Here is a 15,178-nt window from a genome sequence, read left to right as displayed (position 1 = left end):
CGATTCCTGCGTCACCCCACGTCACCCGCGTCACCCGGTGACGCAGGTCTACGTCACCGGTGACGCACTCCCCGGGCCCTGCGTCACCCTGAAACCGCAGGTCAGGGCCCTGAATGACGCAGATGACGCGGGTGACGCAGAAATCCGCACCTCGGACACAGCCGCCTACAGCCGCACCCCGAAATACCCAGGTATGGAGACCCCAGCATGACCACGCCCACCCGGCGCCGCCGCACTCCGAAAGACGAGTTGATCCCCCTGCCGGAAGTTCTGGACGAACTCGGCATCAGCCGCCCGACTTGGTACCGCTGGCGCGACCGTGGCCTCACCCCCGAGGCACGCCGCACACCGTCCGGCCGCATCTGCGTACGCCGCAGCGTCCTGGACGCCTTCAAGGACGAGTTGGAGGCCGCGTGACTGAGTGGAGCTACACCGTCAAGTTCTGGGCCATCCGAAAGCGCAGCTACCGCAAGCCGTACCAACTGCGTTGGATGGTGGGCACCCGCGAACACGCGGAATCATTCCTCACCCAGGGCTTGGCCGACAGCCGCCGGTCGGAACTCATGACGGCGGCCCGGAAGGGTGAGCCGTTCGACGTGGAGAGCGGCCTCCCGAAGTCCATGGTCGACCAGAAGCGTGACATCTCCTGGTACGAGCACGCGCGCAACTACATCGCGATGAAGTGGGACGACTCCCCCGGCAACACCCGGCGGACGTTGGCCGAAGCCATGGCGACCGTGACGCCGGCGTTCGTGAGGGACACCAAGGGCATGCCCGACGCCCGGACCGTACGGAGCGCTCTGTACGGGTGGGCGTTCAACAAGAACCGGTGGGAGGAAGAGCCGCCGGCCGAGGTGGCACAGGTGCTCGCCTGGTTCCAGCGGAAGTCGCTGCCCACGTCGGCCCTCACGGACCGGCTGTTGGTGAAAGCCGCGCTCAGGGCCCTGTCCAAGCGGCTGGACGGGAAGACTGCGGCCCCGGGGACGATCAGTCGCAAGCGTGCGATCTTCTACAACTCCCTTGAGTTTGCGGTCGATGCCGAGTTGCTGACGGACAACCCGTTGGACCGCGTCAAGTGGAAGGCGCCCGAGCAGGTCACGGAAGAAGTGGACCCGGCATGCGTCCCGAATCCGGCGCAAGCCGCCAAGCTGTTGACCGCCGTGCGTGACCAGAGCAAGCGGGGGCGCCGGCTCGCCGCGTTCTTCGGCTGCATGTACTACGCCGCCGCGCGGCCGGCAGAAGTGATCGGCCTACGGGTCACGGACTGCGATCTCCCCCGGCGGGGGTGGGGCGTGCTCCGACTCCATGAAACCCGCCCTCGATCCGGCACCGCATGGACGGACAGCGGTGAGGCGCACGAGAAACGGGGCCTGAAGCACCGCCCCCGAAAGGCAGTGCGGCCCGTGCCGATTCCACCGGAACTGGTTGCGCTGCTGCGGTGGCACCTCACCGCGTACGGCACGGCGCCGGACGGCCGCGTCTTCCAGACGCTACGGGGTGGACTCGTGCAGGACACCGGATACGGAGAAGTGTGGGCTGAAGCGCGGTCGCGCGCACTGACGCCGGCTGAGTTCCACTCCGCACTGGCCAAGCGACCTTATGACCTTCGTCACGCCGCAGTGTCGACGTGGCTCAGCTCGGGCGTGGAACCGCAACTCGTGGCTGAGCGGGCTGGCCATAGTGTGGCGGTCCTGTTTCGCGTTTACGCCAAGTTCCTGAAGGACGGCGACGACGCGGCCAACGCCAAGATCTCCGCCCGATTGGAACGGAGCGTCTGACGCGGCGGAAATCCCGTCCGCGCTCCGCCCGCAGAATCCGAGACGGGGCGTTCGAACGCGAGACAGAGTGAGACACCCCGCCCCTCGGGACGGCGTATGGCAAGAGGCCCGTGACCTGCTGATATCGCAGGTCACGGGCCTCTTGTTCCCGTGTGGCGGCGCCAGGATTCGAACCTGGGAAGGCTGAGCCGGCAGATTTACAGTCTGCTCCCTTTGGCCGCTCGGGCACACCGCCGGGGTTGCTGCCCCTCGCATCGCTTTTCTGCGGCGCTCCGTGGCAACGACGTAAACAATACCCGATGCGGTGGGGTGCTTCGCCACCCGATTGATCTGCGCTCGGACCCCGGTGGGTGGCTAGGCTTGTCCGGATGCGGCCCGGGACTGCCGGGCTCGGCGTCCGCCCCCACGAACGCCGATACGCACCCGTACGCACCCTGATACGCACCCCGATACAAGGAGCCACAGGACATGGCCGACTCCAGTTTCGACATCGTCTCGAAGGTCGAGCGGCAGGAGGTCGACAACGCCCTCAACCAGGCCGCCAAGGAGATCTCGCAGCGCTATGACTTCAAGGGCGTGGGTGCCTCGATCTCGTGGTCCGGTGACAAGATCCTTATGGAGGCGAATTCCGAGGACCGGGTGAAGGCTGTCCTCGACGTCTTCCAGTCCAAGCTGATCAAGCGCGGGATCTCGCTGAAGGCGCTGGACGCGGGCGAGCCCCAGCTGTCCGGCAAGGAGTACAAGATCTTCGCGTCGATCGAGGAGGGCATCTCCCAGGAGAACGCGAAGAAGGTGGCGAAGATCATCCGTGACGAGGGCCCGAAGGGTGTGAAGGCCCAGGTGCAGGGTGACGAGCTGCGGGTCAGTTCGAAGAGCCGCGACGACCTGCAGGCCGTCATCTCCCTCCTGAAGGGCAAGGACTTCGACTTCGCGCTGCAGTTCGTGAACTACCGGTAGCCCGGGAGACGGGGCGCGCACCTCGCGTACGAGGAAGGGTGGGCACCCGGCGGATTCCGGCCGGGTGCCCATCCTTCTCGCCTGCTGGCCGCGGTTCGGGGTTCGCTCGCTCGTCGGCGCTCAGTCGCGTGAGTTGCCGAACAGGAGGCGGTAGGCGACCAGGAGGGCGAGTGAGCCGCCGATCGCCGCGGCCCACGTGGCGCCGTCGTAGAAGTCCTTGCTGATCGGGTGGTCCAGCCAGCGGGCCGATATCCAGCCCCCGAGGAACGCGCCCGCGACACCGATGAGGGTCGTGCCGATGAAGCCGCCCGGGTCACGGCCCGGCAGCAGGAACTTGGCGATGGCTCCGGCCAGGAGACCGAGAATGATCCAGCTGATGATGCTCATGCCCTGAACCTGCCCTTCCGTGCTGTGCCCGAGCTCTCCCGGTGCACCGATGCCGTGAGCTGCGGGTCACGCAGGTTTGTGTCCTTGCGTGGTGCGTGGCGCGCTCGTGTGTACACCGGGCTCCGGTACTCGCACATCCGCTTGCCGCGTAGGTGTTCGTGTCCTGTTGATGAACTGGACGACACGGCTGCACCTGGTGGTTGCAGCGATCAGTAGGGTGCGGCGCATGACAGGTACCGATACCGGATTGCGGCGCACTTTGGGAGTGGGCGACGCGGTCGTCATCGGGCTGGGCTCGATGATCGGCGCCGGGATCTTCGCAGCCCTGGGGCCCGCGGCGCACGCGGCCGGCTCCGGGCTGCTGCTCGGGCTCGCGGTCGCCGCCGTGGTCGCGTACTGCAACGCCATGTCGTCGGCGCGACTGGCCGCCCTGTACCCGGCATCCGGTGGCACCTACGTCTACGGGCGCGAGCGGCTCGGGGCGTTCTGGGGCTATCTCGCGGGCTGGTCGTTCGTGGTCGGGAAGACGGCTTCGTGTGCGGCGATGGCGCTCACTGTGGGCGCGTACGTCTGGCCGGGGCAGGCGCACGCCGTCGCCGTCGCGGCTGTCGTGGCGCTGACCGCGGTGAACTACGGCGGTGTCCAGAAGTCCGCCTGGCTGACCCGGGCGATCGTGGCGGTGGTCCTGGCAGTCCTCGCTTTCGTGGTGGTCGTGTGTCTGGGGTCGGGGGTGTCCGACGCCGGGCGGCTGAGCGTCGGAGTCTCGGGCGGTGTGGGCGGCATTCTGCAGGCGGGCGGTCTGCTGTTCTTCGCGTTCGCGGGCTACGCGCGCATCGCGACCCTCGGTGAGGAGGTGCGGGATCCGGCACGGACCATCCCCCGCGCGATCCCGCTGGCCCTGGGCATCACGTTGGTGGTGTACGCCTGTGTGGCCGTGGCTGTCCTCTCCGTGCTGGGGGCGGATGGTCTGGGACGCGCGGAAGCTCCGCTGGCCGAGGCGGTGCGGGCGGCCGGGGTGCTGGGGCTGGTGCCGGTGGTGCGGACGGGTGCTGCCGTGGCCGCGCTGGGCTCGCTGCTCGCCCTGATCCTGGGTGTCTCGCGGACGACGTTGGCCATGGCACGGGACCGGCATCTGCCCGGCACCCTGGCCGCCGTGCATCCGCGGTTCCAGGTGCCGCACCGGGCGGAGCTGGCCGTCGGCGTGGTGGTCGCCGTCCTGGCCGCCACGGTGGACGTACGGGGTGCGATCGGCTTCTCCTCCTTCGGTGTGCTGGCGTACTACGCGGTGGCCAACGCGTCGGCCTGGACTCTCTCCTCGGCTCCGGCGGCCCGGACCGTACCGGCGGTGGGGCTGCTCGGTTGCGTGGTGCTCGCGTTCGCCCTGCCGGTGACTTCGGTGGTCGTGGGGGCCGCTGTGCTGGCGGTCGGGGCGGTGGCGTACGGGGTACGGCGGTGGGCGGCGGAGCGGTAGGCGCGGTGAGGTGGGAGGCGGGCGGGGCGGGCGCAGGCGCGTCTCCTCGACGCTCAAAAGGGGCAGAGGGACAGAAGGCCGGCGGGGTGGGTGGGGCACGTCTTCGGGGAAGCGCCGGGCGGCGAACGCCGGGTGGGCCCGTACGTGTGATGCCGGTGCGCAGAAGGCCCCGCACTCGTGGCGCCGACGATCGATAGCGCGTACTCATTCGCATCGGTCGCGCCTGGGCCCCCGCCTGGTTGGCACCCGCCCGGTGCCGGTGCCTTACGGCGTCGTCGGCTGCGGCTGCGGCTGCGGCTGCGGCTCACCTACCCGTACCGCTGAGCGGAGCAGCGGGCAGCGGGCGCGTCCCTCGGGCACCCGTTGAGCCGGGCCGTCCGCTGGACAGGACCACCGACCCGTCAGCAGGCTCGTGGCGCTGCCGTGCGTATGTGGAAGTCGGCCCACGGGGCCATCTCCAGGTCCTCGTTCGTCTCCTCGTACCAGCCCGTGCCGTCGATCCAGGCACGTAGCCAGTCCGTGAGGCTGGGGGCGTCCACGAACCAGGCGTGGTCCGGCTCGCCGGCGTTCGGCTCGAAGAGGAGGACGGGGACTTGTGGGCTGTGGCAGTCCACGCACGCGTACATCGCGCATCCCCAGTGGGAGATCGGCAGCACACCCTCGGGCCAGGGCCAACTGGGGTCCTTACGGGCGTCGGCACGGTTGGCGAGGTACTGGGTGACGGCAGCGGGTTCGCCGGCCGGAGCGTGGTCGAGGAGGGGCAACACGCCGTACTCCGGGCCGAATCCGCCGTCCCCTATCCGCAGGTACAGCTCGGCGAGCAGCGGGGGAAGTCGGAAGCCCAGAGTGGCCTCGGCACGGGCCAGTGTGGCGGCGTCCACCGGCTCGGGGAGGGAGGTCCAGCCCCAGGGCCGGGTGGTGCGCGCCATGGCTTCCACCTGGGTCAGCAACTGCTCGCTCGCGGTCATGGATTCATGATGCAAGACGCCACTGACAAGCGGGCGGGCCTGTGGACAACTGCCGGGTTGTGGAGAACCACGGGTCAGGCCAGGCGGACGTCGACCCTCTTCTCGGCGAGGAAGGCGAGGAGTTCCTCGAAGGTGGATGGGCGGTCGTCGGCGTGCGGCGTGGTACCGAGGCCGGCTCGGGCGACATCGGCGTCGTGCCAGACGAGAGCGAAGGGCCCGGCGGCGCCCCATCGGCCGCGGAGGCAGTCGGACAGCGCGTCGAAACCCCATCCGAAATAGCCTCCGGGGCCGTTCACCGCCTCGCCGAGCGCGCAGAAGAAGCCGGGCTCGTCGGTGATGTGGTGGCCGTCGAGGTGGTACGTGGTGCCGGGTGGGCGGTCCTGTCGGCCGTGGACATGGTTGTCGAGGGCCGTGCGGAGCCAGAACCGCCGGCCCTCGGCGTCACATCGCGCCCAGTGGTTGGGCTGGGCGGGCCGCCCGCCGCCCCACAACTCCCATATCTCCCGGGCCACGAGAGGCGGTCGTTCCGACCACAGGTCAAGGGTGAGGTCGACCAGGCCAGGGCCGCGGGCGGACGGGATCCAGGCCCGTACCTCGCCCTCGGCGGCGGACTGCACGGGGTGGCCGGCGGAGTCGACGCGCAGGACCTTGGCATGGCCGAGGTCCTCCTCCCCCGCGTCCAGCGCGGCGCGCAGGGCTCCTCGCGGGGAACAGCCCAGCAGGCGCAGCGGGGGCTCCCCAGGCTCGTCGCCCTCCTCTCGCAGGCGGCACAGATCCTGGCAGGTACCCAGCGCTTCGCCCGTCACTGCCAGCAGCCGATAGACCAGGGGCAGGGGTGGTCGCTGCGCGTGGTCACCGGGGTTGTGGTCGGTTTCGGTCGCCTCGATCGTGATGTCACGCAGGGAGGCATCACGTGCGCAGGGGTGGTCGCCGAGAACGCGTACGTCTTCGAGGTACCACTCGCCGACCGTCGTGCCGGACTTGGTGAGGCTCTGCAGGGTGAGGGCGCCGAGCGGCGCCGAACCCTCGGTACGCGCGCGGGCGAGGGCCGCGGACAGCGGCTCGCCTTCTGGTGCGCAGCCGAGCAGTTCGTACAGGTCCCGCGTGGGAGGGCCGGGGTCGGCGAAGAGGTCGTCGGCGTCCTCGCACAGGGCCCACGTCTCCTCGTGGTCCTCCTCGCCCTCGGACTCGGCCTGTCGGTCGTACGACAGCAGGAGGTACTTCGGCTGTCCCACCCCCGGGTCCGCCCGTCAGCGCGCCGCGAACGGCTGGTCCGTGGACACGATGTCGCGTCCCAGCGGGAGCAGCGACACCGGTATCAGCTTGAAGTTGGCTATGCCGAACGGGATACCGATGATCGTGAGGCACAGGGCGATACCGGTGACGATGTGGGCGAGGGCCAGCCACCAGCCCGCGAGGACCAGCCACAGGACGTTGCCCAGGCAGGAAGGCGCTCCGGCGTCGCGGCGCTCGACCGTGGTGTACCCGAAGGGCCACAGGGCGTAGACGCCGATGCGGAAGGCCGCGATCCCGAACGGGATGCCGATGACGGTGATACACAACAGCGCACCCGCGAGCAGGTAGCCGAGGAACAGCCAGAAGCCGCTCAGGACGAGCCATATGACGTTCAGGATTGTTTTCATCAGGGGCGACCTGCCATCTTCTCGAGCCGGGCGATGCGCTCCGTCATGGGCGGGTGTGTCGAGAACATCTTGGAGAGCCCCTGGCCGGGGCGGAAGGGGTTCGCGATCATCATGTGGCTCGCCGTCTCGATGCGGGGTTCCGGGGGCAATGGGAGCTGCTTGGTGCCCACTTCGAGCTTGCGCAGGGCGTCGGCGAGGGCGAGCGGATCACCGGTGAGCTGGGCACCGGACGCGTCCGCCTCGTACTCCCTGGAGCGGCTGATCGCCAGCTGGATGAGGGAGGCCGCCACCGGGCCCAGGATCACGATCAGCAGCATGCCGAAGAGGCCGGGGCCGTCGTCGTCGTCCGAGCGGCCGATCGGGATCAGCCAGGCGAAGTTGACCAGGAACATGATCACGGAGGCGAGGGCGCCGGCGACCGAGGAGATCAGGATGTCGCGGTTGTAGACATGGCTGAGTTCGTGGCCGATGACGCCGCGCAGTTCCCGCTCGTCCAGCAGCCGCAGGATTCCGTCGGTGCAGCACACGGCGGCGTTGCGCGGGTTGCGGCCGGTGGCGAAGGCGTTGGGTGCCTCGGTCGGCGAGATGTACAGGCGGGGCATGGGCTGGCGTGCCTGGGTGGAGAGCTCACGGACCATGCGGTAGAGAGCGGGTGCCTCGAACTCGCTGACGGGCCGGGCACGCATCGCGCGTAGAGCCAGCTTGTCGCTGTTCCAGTAGGCGTACGCGTTGGTCCCCAGGGCGATCACTACCGCGACGACGAGCCCCATACGGCCGAACAGACTGCCGATGACGATGATGAGCGCGGACAGTCCCCCGAGGAGTACTGCGGTCCTTAGCCCGTTGTGCCGGCGGTGCACGGTACGCCCTCCAAGTCGTGCAGCAGGGGAACCCTTTGCTTGCTGATCTTCTTTCTGGTCTGCCGTGCCACTGGTGCCGTGGTGTCACGTCCAGTGGACCCTCCCGCTTTGGTCAACGCCAGGCGAGGGCCTCTAGTTCCCTTGTGCGTCCGGCGGCCGGGGTGGGCCGTCCGGGTGAGCGGCTCAGAAAAGGCCGGTGCCGGCGAAGCGCAGGACCAGCTGGGGCGCTCCCGACAGGGCGATGCCGAGGACCGCGGTGAGGGCGAGCGCGGCCGTGAGGGGGGCGGGAACGCGGTGGACGACGGGTTCGCCATCGGGGGCGCGGAACAGCAGGGCCGTCCACTGGAGGTAGTAGAACAGCGCGATCACGACGTTGACAGCCATGACCACGGCAAGCCAGCCGAGGCCCGCTTCGACGGCCGCGGAGAAGACGGTGACCTTCGCGAAGAGGCCGATGATGCCCGGCGGCAGTCCGGCGAGGCAGAGCAGGAAGAAGGCGAGGAGCAGGGCTGCCAGGGGGTTCGACGCGTACAGGCCGCGGTGGTCGGAGACTCGGTTGAGGGTCTTGTTACGGCCGACCAGGGCGACCACCGTGAAGGCGCCCAGGTTCACCGCGCCGTACATGAGGGCGTAGGCGACCGTGGAGCCGATCGAGCGCTCGGGATCGTCGGAGTACGCGGCGGCGGCGATCGGTACGAGGAGGTAGCCGGCCTGGCCGACGGAGGACCAGGCGAGCAGCCGTACCGCGCTGTACGCGCGCGTGGCCTGCTGGCGCAGGGCTCCGACGTTGCCGACGGTCATGGTGAGGGCCGCCAGGGCGGCGAGGGCGGGACCCCAGACGTCGGCGTACGACGGGAGCGCCACGACGGTGAGGAGGATGAGGCCGGAGAAGCCGACGGCCTTGCCGACGACGGACAGGTAGGCGGCGATCGGCAGGGGCGCGCCCACGTAGGTGTCCGGTACCCAGAAGTGGAAGGGCACGGCGGCCGTCTTGAAGGCGAAGCCGATGAGGGTGAGGACGACGCCGGTCTGGACGAGGGTGTGCAGCTGTCCGTCGACGTTCTCGACGCGGTCGGCGATCTGGGTGAGGTGGAGGGTGCCGGTGGCGGCGTACACGAAGCTGATGCCCATGAGGCTGACCGCGGTGGCGGTGACCGAGGACAGGAAGAACTTCAGGGCCGCTTCGGAGGACTTCCTGTCGCCGTGCCTCAGGCCGACCAGGGCGAAGGCGGGCAGCGAGGCGACCTCCAGGGCGACGATCAGGGTCGCGAGGTCGCGGGAGGCGGGCAGGAGGGCGGCTCCGGCGGCGGAGGACAGGAGCAGGAACCAGTACTCCCCTTCGGGGAGTCCCCTGTCGGCGTCCTTGAGGGCCGTGACCGACAGGAGCGCGGCGAGGAGGGCGCCGCCGAGGACGAGGAGTTGCAGGACGAGGGTGAAACGGTCGGCCGTGTAGCTGCACACGTCGGGGGCGCCGGTCAGGCAGAAGGTGCTGCGGTCGCCGTCCAGGAGAGGCAGCAGCATGAGCGCCGAGGCGGCGAGGCCCGCGACCGAGAACCAGCCGAGCAGCGCCTTCCTCTTCTCACCGACGAACAGGTCGGCGACCAGGACGACGAGTGCGACGACCGCCGTGATGGTGGGCGGCGCGATGGCGAGCCAGTCGACGGACTGGACGAGGTTCTGGGCCAGGGACTGGGCCGGGGAACTCATCGGTTGCCTCCTGCCAGGAGTTGCTGCACGGCCGGGTCGGTCAGGCCGAGGAGAGCCTTGGGCCAGAGGCCGGCGACGACGGTGAGGGCGACGAGCGGGGCCCAGGCCGCGAACTCGTACGTGTGGACGTCGGCGAGCTTCGGGGCTTTGGGCGACACGGCGCCCATGCAGACGCGGCGGACCACGATCAGCAGGTACGCGGCCGTCAGCAGCGTGCCGAACGCGCCGATCGCCATGAAGGTCAGGAAAGCGGGGCGGCTGAGATCGTCGGCGGGCCGGAACGCGCCGAACAGCGCCAGCATCTCGCCCCAGAACCCGCCGAGGCCGGGCAGGCCGAGCGAGGCGACCGCGGCGAAGGCGAGCAGGCCGCCGAGGCGGGGGGCCTTGCCGTAGAGCGCGGCGCCGGTCTCCTCGGCGAGGGTGTCGAGGTCGGTGGTGCCGGTGCGGTCCTTCAGCGCGCCGACCAGGAAGAAGAGGAGACCGGTGATGAGGCCGTGGGCGATGTTGGCGAACAGCGCGCCGTTCACACCGGTCGGGGTCATGGTCGAGATGCCGAGCAGGACGAAGCCCATGTGGCCGACGGAGGAGTAGGCGATCAGGCGCTTCAGATCGCCCTTCGCGCCCGGTCTGGCGAGGGCCAGGCAGGCCAGGGACCCGTAGATGATCCCGACGACGGCGAGGGCGGCGAGGTAGGGGGCGAAGAGGTGGAAGCCGTCCGGTGCGACCGGCAGAAGAATCCGGACGAAACCGTACGTACCCATCTTCAGCAGGACGCCCGCCAGCAGGACCGAGCCGACGGTCGGGGCGGCGGTGTGGGCGTCGGGAAGCCAGCTGTGCAGCGGCCACATCGGCGTCTTGACCGCGAGGCCGATCCCGATCGCCAGAACGGCGATGACCTGCACGGACGTCGTCAGCGACCGGCCATTGTCAGTGGCGAGTGCCACCATGTCGAAGGTGCCCGCGTTGATTCCGATCAGGAGCAGGCCGAGCAGCATGACCACGGAACCGAGCAGCGTGTAGAGGATGAATTTCCAGGCCGCCTGGGTCCGTTGCTCACCGCCCCAGCGGGCGATGAGGAAGTACATCGGGATGAGCACCATCTCGAAGGCGAGGAAGAAGAGTACGAGGTCGAGGACGGCGAAGGTCGCGAGGGTGCCGGACTCGAGGACGAGCACCAGGGCGACGAAGGCCTTCGGGGCCGGCCCCGCGGGCATCTTGAAGTACGAGTAGAGCGCGCACAGGAAGGTCAGCAGCGCGGTCAGGACCAGAAGGGGGAGGGAGATGCCGTCGATGCCGAGGTGGATGCGCACGTCGAGTGCGGGGATCCAGCTGATGTCGGTCGTGGCCTGCATCTTCGACGGGTGGTCGTGGTCGAAGCCGAGCGTGAGGACGATCACCGCGATGAGGATCGCGCCGGTGACCGTGACACCGTGCCGCAGCACGGCCTGCTCGGGTGACTTCCCCTTCAGCCCGGGCGGGGCGGGCAGCAGAGCGGCGGCCGCGCCGAGGAGCGGGCCGACCACGATGAACGCCAGAAGGAACTGCATCACGGACTCGTTGATATCGATCACGCCTGCTCACGCTCCCGTGGCGACGAGGACGGCGGCGACCACCAGGACGACGGTGCCGGCGAGCAGCGCGCTCACATAGGTCTGCAGATTGCCGGTCTGGGCTCGTCGTACGGCGGTCCCGAGCAGCCTGGGCAGTGCGCCCGCGCCGCGTACGTAGGTCTCGACGACCTCGTGGTCGAGGAACCGGACGAGGGTGGCTCCGGCCTGGACCGGGCGTACGAGGAGGGCCGCGTACACGGCGTCGAGGTGGAAGCCGGCGGCCGCGTGGCGGTGCAGTGGGCCGAGCAGGAGTCGACCTGGGTCGGCCGGGTCGGATGCCTGGGCCACGTCTCCGTAAGCGGGCTTGTGGCTGGCGATGGCCTCGGCCTCCACCTGACCGGCGTCTGCCTCGGGATGGGCCGCGACCGCGCCCAGCGGGACACGGGCCGCGAGCGAGGTGGTGCGCCGCCAGGCCGCGTAGGTGACCAGACCGCCGATCAGGGCCACACCCGTACCGAGGACGGAGGTGGCGAGGGTCGGGGCCAGTGCACGGCCGTCGAACCAGTCGGGCAGCGTGCGGTAGGCGAGAGCGCCGACGGCGAGGGACGGGACGGCGAGCACCCACAGCACCACGGTCATGGTCAGGGGCTGCCTGCCGTGGTCGGGGGCCTCGACGCCCCGGCCGCGGAAGGCCAGCAGCCACAGACGCGTCGCGTAGGCGGCGGTGAGGAGAGCGGTGAGCAGCCCGGCGACGAGGACGGTCCAGCCGGCGGCGCCGGGAGCGTGCTCGGAATGGCCGGTGGCGGCGTGCTCGGCGGCACCGAGGACGGACTCCTTGGAGAAGAAGCCGCTGAAGGGCGGGATCGCGGCGAGCGCGAAGAGCGCCACGGTCATCGTCCAGTAGGCGTCGGGGACGCGGTCGCGCAGGTTGCCCATGCGGGACATGGCGGCCAGCGAGTTGGTGCCGGCGGCGTGGATGATCACGCCCGCCCCGAGGAACAGCAGCGCCTTGAAGGCGCCGTGCGAGATGAGGTGGAAGACGGCGGCTCCGCGGTCGGCGACGGCGAGGGCTCCGGTCATGTAGCCGAGCTGGCCGATCGTCGAGTAGGCGAGGACGCGCTTGATGTCGTCCTGGGCGAGCGCGGCGAGTGCCGAGCCGGCCATCGTGACGGCGGCCATGACGGCGAGGACGACCATCGCGGCCTGGGAGGCCTCGAAGACCGGGAGGAGACGGGCGATGAAGTAGACACCGGCGGCGACCATCGTCGCGGCGTGGATCAGCGCGGAGACGGGTGTCGGGCCCGCCATCGCGTCGGGGAGCCAGGTGTGCAGCGGGAACTGCGCCGACTTGCCCGCCACGCCCGCGAGGAGCAGCAGGGCGATCAGGGTCGGGTGGTCGAGTCCGCCGCTCGCCACGGCGTCGAGGACGCGGGTGATGCGGAAGGACCCGGCGTCGGTGGCGAGTGCGAACAGGCCGATGAGGAAGGGGACGTCACCGAGCTTGGTCACCAGGAAGGCCTTGAGGGAGGCGGCGCGGGCCTCCGGGGTCTCCCAGTAGTGGCCGACCAGGAAGTATGAGCAGATGCCCATGATCTCCCAGCCCACCAGCAGCACCATCAGGTCGCCCGAGTAGACGACGAGCAGCATCGCGGAGGTGAAGAGGGAGACGAGGGCTGCGTACGAGGGGTAGCGCGGGTCGTCGCGCAGGTAGCCGGTCGAGTAGATCTGCACGCAGGTGGCCACGAGGCCGACCAGGACGGCGACGAGGGCGGCGAAGCCGTCGATGTGCAGGGCGAGTTCGATCGGGACGGAGCCGGTGGGCGTGAGCTCGGTGGCGGCGTCGACGGCCTGGTCGCCGCCCTGGCGCACGGCGACCACCGCGGCGAGCGCGAGGGAGACGAGCACCGGCAGGACGGCGAGCGGGCGGACGAACCCGGGGGCCGTGCGGCCGAGGAGAAGTCCGGCGGCGGCGCCCAGGAACGGAAGGAGGGGGACGAGGACGGCGAGGGTGGTGGTGGTCACGCGGTGGCCTCAGCCTTCCCGGCCCGGTCGGCCTGCCCGGCCATGGGGGCGTCGCTGTCGGAGCCTTCGGAGCCGGAGGAAACGCCGGAGCCGCTTGCGCCGTCGGATCCGTCCGGGCCGTCGGCCGGATGGCTCTCGTGGCCCTCGGCGGTGTCACGGAGCTTGTCGATGTCCGCGGTGCCGCGGTTGCGGTGCACGGCGAGGACGATCGCCAGGCCGATGCCGATCTCGGCGGCGGCGATGGCGATGGTGAACAGGGTCAGGGCCTGGCCGGAGTGCAGGGTCTCCTCGGCGGCCCTGCTGAGCCAGACGTCGAAGGCGACCAGGTTGAGGTTGACGGCGTTGAGCATCAGCTCGACCGACATCAGGACCAGGATCGCGTTGCGGCGGGCGAGGACGCCGTACAGGCCGGTGCAGAAGAGAAGGGCGGCGAGGACCGCGGGATAGGCGAGGTGCATCAGTGGGCGCCTTCCTGCTCGCCAGGGTTCTTCCGGGTTCCCGGGACCGCAGAAGAACTTTCCGTCATCGCTCGGGAACTCTGAGTGACGCTCCGGGAGTTCACAGACGGAGAGCTCGATTCCCTCTTCGTCTTGCGGGACAGGACGATCGCGCCGACCAGGGCCGCGAGGAGGAGGACGGAGAGGGCCTCGAAGGGGAGGACCCAGTGCTGGAAGAGACTGGCGCCGGTGACCTCGGTGGAGCCGGCGGCGGGGCCGTCCAGGTCGATCCAGGTCGCGCGGAAGGCGTCGACCACGACCCAGACCAGGGCGGCGGCCGAGGCGACAGCCACGGTGAGGGCGGCCCAGCGGTTGCCTGAGTCGGCGTCCGGGGAGCGGCCGATGGGGGCCCGGGTGAGCATCAGACCGAACAGGAGGAGGACGACGACGGAACCGACGTAGATGAGGACCTGCACCCAGGCGATGAACTCGGCGGTGAGCAGGAGGTACTCGACGGCGAGGCCGCCGAGGGTGACCACCAGCCACAGGGCGGCGTGCACCAGCTGCTTGGTGGTGACGGTGACCAGCGCGGCGCCGAAGGTGACCAGGCCGACGAGGAGGAAGGCGATCTCGACGCCGGTCGGGGAGAGGAAGCCGTGGCTCTCGGTGGCGGCCGTGAGGGAGGCGGCGGCTGCGAGCGTCATGCGTCTCCCTCCCGCCGGGGCTGGTCCGTCTGTTGCTTCGACTCACCCATCGGCCGGGTGGGCTGTTCGGCCGCGCGGGCCTGCTCGTCGGCATGGGACTCGGTCGATGGTCCGGTCGGTGGCTGGGCTTCGAGCTCGGCCTCCCGCTGGGCCGCCAGCTTCTCGGCGGTCTTGCGGGCGGCGGCGATCTCCTTGGGTTCCTCGGCGCCGGGGTCGAGGGCGGGCGGGGCCGGGACGGTCCACATCCACTCGCGGAGCTTGTCGCGTTCATGGGTGAGGTCGCGGATGTCGGTCTCGGAGTACTCGAACTCCGGGGACCAGAACAGGGCGTCGAAAGGACAGACCTCGATGCAGATACCGCAGTACATGCACAGGGCGAAGTCGATGGCGAAGCGGTCGAGGACATTGCGGCTGCGTTCGCGGCCACCGGGGGCGGCGGGCGGAACCGTCTCCTTGTGGGAGTCGATGTAGATGCACCAGTCCGGGCACTCGCGGGCGCACAGCATGCAGACCGTGCAGTTCTCCTCGAACAGCCCGATCACGCCGCGGGTGCGGGGCGAGAGGTCCGGCTGGGTGTCGGGGTACTGCTCGGTGACGGTCTTCTTCGTCATCGTGCGCAGGGTGACGGCCAGGCCCTTGGCGAGGCCGACGCCAGGGATGCGGGACCGGGTGGGCGGGAGAGGCTCAGCCATGG

The 15,178-nt window shown here is 69.9% G+C and carries 15 protein-coding genes and 1 tRNA gene; 4 read left to right on the top strand and 12 right to left on the bottom strand.

Translation table 11 applies throughout. The annotated features are described in order from the left end of the window. The first annotated feature begins 207 nt into the window (after positions 1-207). Together QQS16_RS24550 and QQS16_RS24545 are read left to right on the top strand one after the other, a co-directional pair. Positions 208-417, top strand: a complete 210-nt coding sequence (locus QQS16_RS24550; protein WP_286064025.1) for a helix-turn-helix transcriptional regulator — start codon at positions 208-210, stop codon at positions 415-417. After that, positions 414-1,778, top strand: a complete 1,365-nt coding sequence (locus tag QQS16_RS24545; protein WP_286064024.1) for a tyrosine-type recombinase/integrase — start codon at positions 414-416, stop codon at positions 1,776-1,778. The genes QQS16_RS24550 and QQS16_RS24545 overlap by 4 nt, the downstream gene beginning before the upstream one ends. 153 nt (positions 1,779-1,931) lie before the next feature. Here QQS16_RS24545 and QQS16_RS24540 read toward each other — a convergent pair. Beyond that, positions 1,932-2,013, bottom strand: a tRNA-Tyr gene (locus QQS16_RS24540). A gap of 233 nt (positions 2,014-2,246) precedes the next feature. Between QQS16_RS24540 and QQS16_RS24535 the strand changes: the two genes are divergently transcribed. After that, positions 2,247-2,735, top strand: a complete 489-nt coding sequence (locus QQS16_RS24535) for a YajQ family cyclic di-GMP-binding protein (RefSeq protein WP_286064023.1) — start codon at positions 2,247-2,249, stop codon at positions 2,733-2,735. A gap of 120 nt (positions 2,736-2,855) precedes the next feature. On the opposite strand, the gene QQS16_RS24530 is transcribed toward QQS16_RS24535, so the two are convergent. Beyond that, positions 2,856-3,122 carry a GlsB/YeaQ/YmgE family stress response membrane protein gene (locus QQS16_RS24530; RefSeq protein WP_286064022.1) on the bottom strand — a complete coding sequence of 89 codons (267 nt, stop codon included), beginning with the start codon at positions 3,120-3,122 and terminating at the stop codon, positions 2,856-2,858. Between the two features lie 226 nt (positions 3,123-3,348). Between QQS16_RS24530 and QQS16_RS24525 the strand changes: the two genes are divergently transcribed. Further along, entirely contained in the window at positions 3,349-4,593 is a 1,245-nt protein-coding gene (locus tag QQS16_RS24525; protein ID WP_286064021.1) for an APC family permease, read from the top strand. Between the two features lie 401 nt (positions 4,594-4,994). On the opposite strand, the gene QQS16_RS24520 is transcribed toward QQS16_RS24525, so the two are convergent. From QQS16_RS24520 to QQS16_RS24475, 10 genes are all read right to left on the bottom strand, one after another. Next, positions 4,995-5,561, bottom strand: a complete 567-nt coding sequence (locus QQS16_RS24520) for an SMI1/KNR4 family protein (RefSeq protein ID WP_286064020.1) — start codon at positions 5,559-5,561, stop codon at positions 4,995-4,997. A gap of 74 nt (positions 5,562-5,635) precedes the next feature. Then, positions 5,636-6,796 (bottom strand): barstar family protein, encoded by a 1,161-nt coding sequence (locus QQS16_RS24515; RefSeq protein WP_286064019.1) that lies wholly within the window; start codon positions 6,794-6,796, stop codon positions 5,636-5,638. A gap of 15 nt (positions 6,797-6,811) precedes the next feature. Continuing rightward, entirely contained in the window at positions 6,812-7,204 is a 393-nt protein-coding gene (locus QQS16_RS24510) for a YccF domain-containing protein (protein WP_286064018.1), read from the bottom strand. Further along, positions 7,204-8,064, bottom strand: a complete 861-nt coding sequence (gene htpX / locus QQS16_RS24505) for a zinc metalloprotease HtpX (RefSeq protein WP_286064017.1) — start codon at positions 8,062-8,064, stop codon at positions 7,204-7,206. The genes QQS16_RS24510 and htpX overlap by 1 nt, the downstream gene beginning before the upstream one ends. A 183-nt stretch (positions 8,065-8,247) precedes the next feature. Further along, positions 8,248-9,771 carry an NADH-quinone oxidoreductase subunit N gene (locus tag QQS16_RS24500; protein WP_286064016.1) on the bottom strand — a complete coding sequence of 508 codons (1,524 nt, stop codon included), beginning with the start codon at positions 9,769-9,771 and terminating at the stop codon, positions 8,248-8,250. Next, positions 9,768-11,342: a complex I subunit 4 family protein gene (locus QQS16_RS24495; RefSeq protein ID WP_286064015.1), complete on the bottom strand. Its 1,575-nt coding sequence runs from the start codon at positions 11,340-11,342 to the stop codon at positions 9,768-9,770. Before QQS16_RS24495 ends, QQS16_RS24500 begins: the two co-directional genes overlap by 4 nt. Positions 11,343-11,348: 6 nt before the next feature. After that, positions 11,349-13,343 (bottom strand): NADH-quinone oxidoreductase subunit 5 family protein, encoded by a 1,995-nt coding sequence (locus QQS16_RS24490; protein ID WP_286064014.1) that lies wholly within the window; start codon positions 13,341-13,343, stop codon positions 11,349-11,351. After that, the gene (gene nuoK / locus QQS16_RS24485; RefSeq protein ID WP_286064013.1) at positions 13,340-13,801 is read right to left on the bottom strand and encodes an NADH-quinone oxidoreductase subunit NuoK; all 462 of its coding nucleotides are present in this window, start codon (positions 13,799-13,801) and stop codon (positions 13,340-13,342) included. Before nuoK ends, QQS16_RS24490 begins: the two co-directional genes overlap by 4 nt. Continuing rightward, positions 13,801-14,484: an NADH-quinone oxidoreductase subunit J family protein gene (locus QQS16_RS24480; RefSeq protein WP_286064012.1), complete on the bottom strand. Its 684-nt coding sequence runs from the start codon at positions 14,482-14,484 to the stop codon at positions 13,801-13,803. Before QQS16_RS24480 ends, nuoK begins: the two co-directional genes overlap by 1 nt. Continuing rightward, the gene (locus QQS16_RS24475; RefSeq protein ID WP_286064011.1) at positions 14,481-15,176 is read right to left on the bottom strand and encodes a NuoI/complex I 23 kDa subunit family protein; all 696 of its coding nucleotides are present in this window, start codon (positions 15,174-15,176) and stop codon (positions 14,481-14,483) included. Before QQS16_RS24475 ends, QQS16_RS24480 begins: the two co-directional genes overlap by 4 nt. Between the last annotated feature and the right edge of the window lie 2 nt (positions 15,177-15,178).

Origin of the sequence: Streptomyces sp. ALI-76-A (assembly GCF_030287445.1) — a bacterium.
GTDB lineage: Bacteria > Actinomycetota > Actinomycetes > Streptomycetales > Streptomycetaceae > Streptomyces.
The sequence above is the reverse complement of the archived record's forward strand: the minus strand, read 5'-3'. Positions and strand labels throughout refer to the sequence as shown.

What these genes read in the sequence shown, in the direction of transcription:
- QQS16_RS24550 (WP_286064025.1), top strand. Translation starts at nt 208, where the DNA reads ATGACCACGCCCACCCGGCGCCGCCGCACTCCGAAAGACGAGTTGATC.
- QQS16_RS24535 (WP_286064023.1), top strand. Translation starts at nt 2,247, where the DNA reads ATGGCCGACTCCAGTTTCGACATCGTCTCGAAGGTCGAGCGGCAGGAG.
- QQS16_RS24530 (WP_286064022.1), bottom strand. Translation starts at nt 3,122, where the DNA reads ATGAGCATCATCAGCTGGATCATTCTCGGTCTCCTGGCCGGAGCCATC.
- QQS16_RS24525 (WP_286064021.1), top strand. Translation starts at nt 3,349, where the DNA reads ATGACAGGTACCGATACCGGATTGCGGCGCACTTTGGGAGTGGGCGAC.
- QQS16_RS24520 (WP_286064020.1), bottom strand. Translation starts at nt 5,561, where the DNA reads ATGACCGCGAGCGAGCAGTTGCTGACCCAGGTGGAAGCCATGGCGCGC.
- QQS16_RS24510 (WP_286064018.1), bottom strand. Translation starts at nt 7,204, where the DNA reads ATGAAAACAATCCTGAACGTCATATGGCTCGTCCTGAGCGGCTTCTGG.
- QQS16_RS24500 (WP_286064016.1), bottom strand. Translation starts at nt 9,771, where the DNA reads ATGAGTTCCCCGGCCCAGTCCCTGGCCCAGAACCTCGTCCAGTCCGTC.
- nuoK (WP_286064013.1), bottom strand. Translation starts at nt 13,801, where the DNA reads ATGCACCTCGCCTATCCCGCGGTCCTCGCCGCCCTTCTCTTCTGCACC.
- QQS16_RS24480 (WP_286064012.1), bottom strand. Translation starts at nt 14,484, where the DNA reads ATGACGCTCGCAGCCGCCGCCTCCCTCACGGCCGCCACCGAGAGCCAC.
- QQS16_RS24475 (WP_286064011.1), bottom strand. Translation starts at nt 15,176, where the DNA reads ATGGCTGAGCCTCTCCCGCCCACCCGGTCCCGCATCCCTGGCGTCGGC.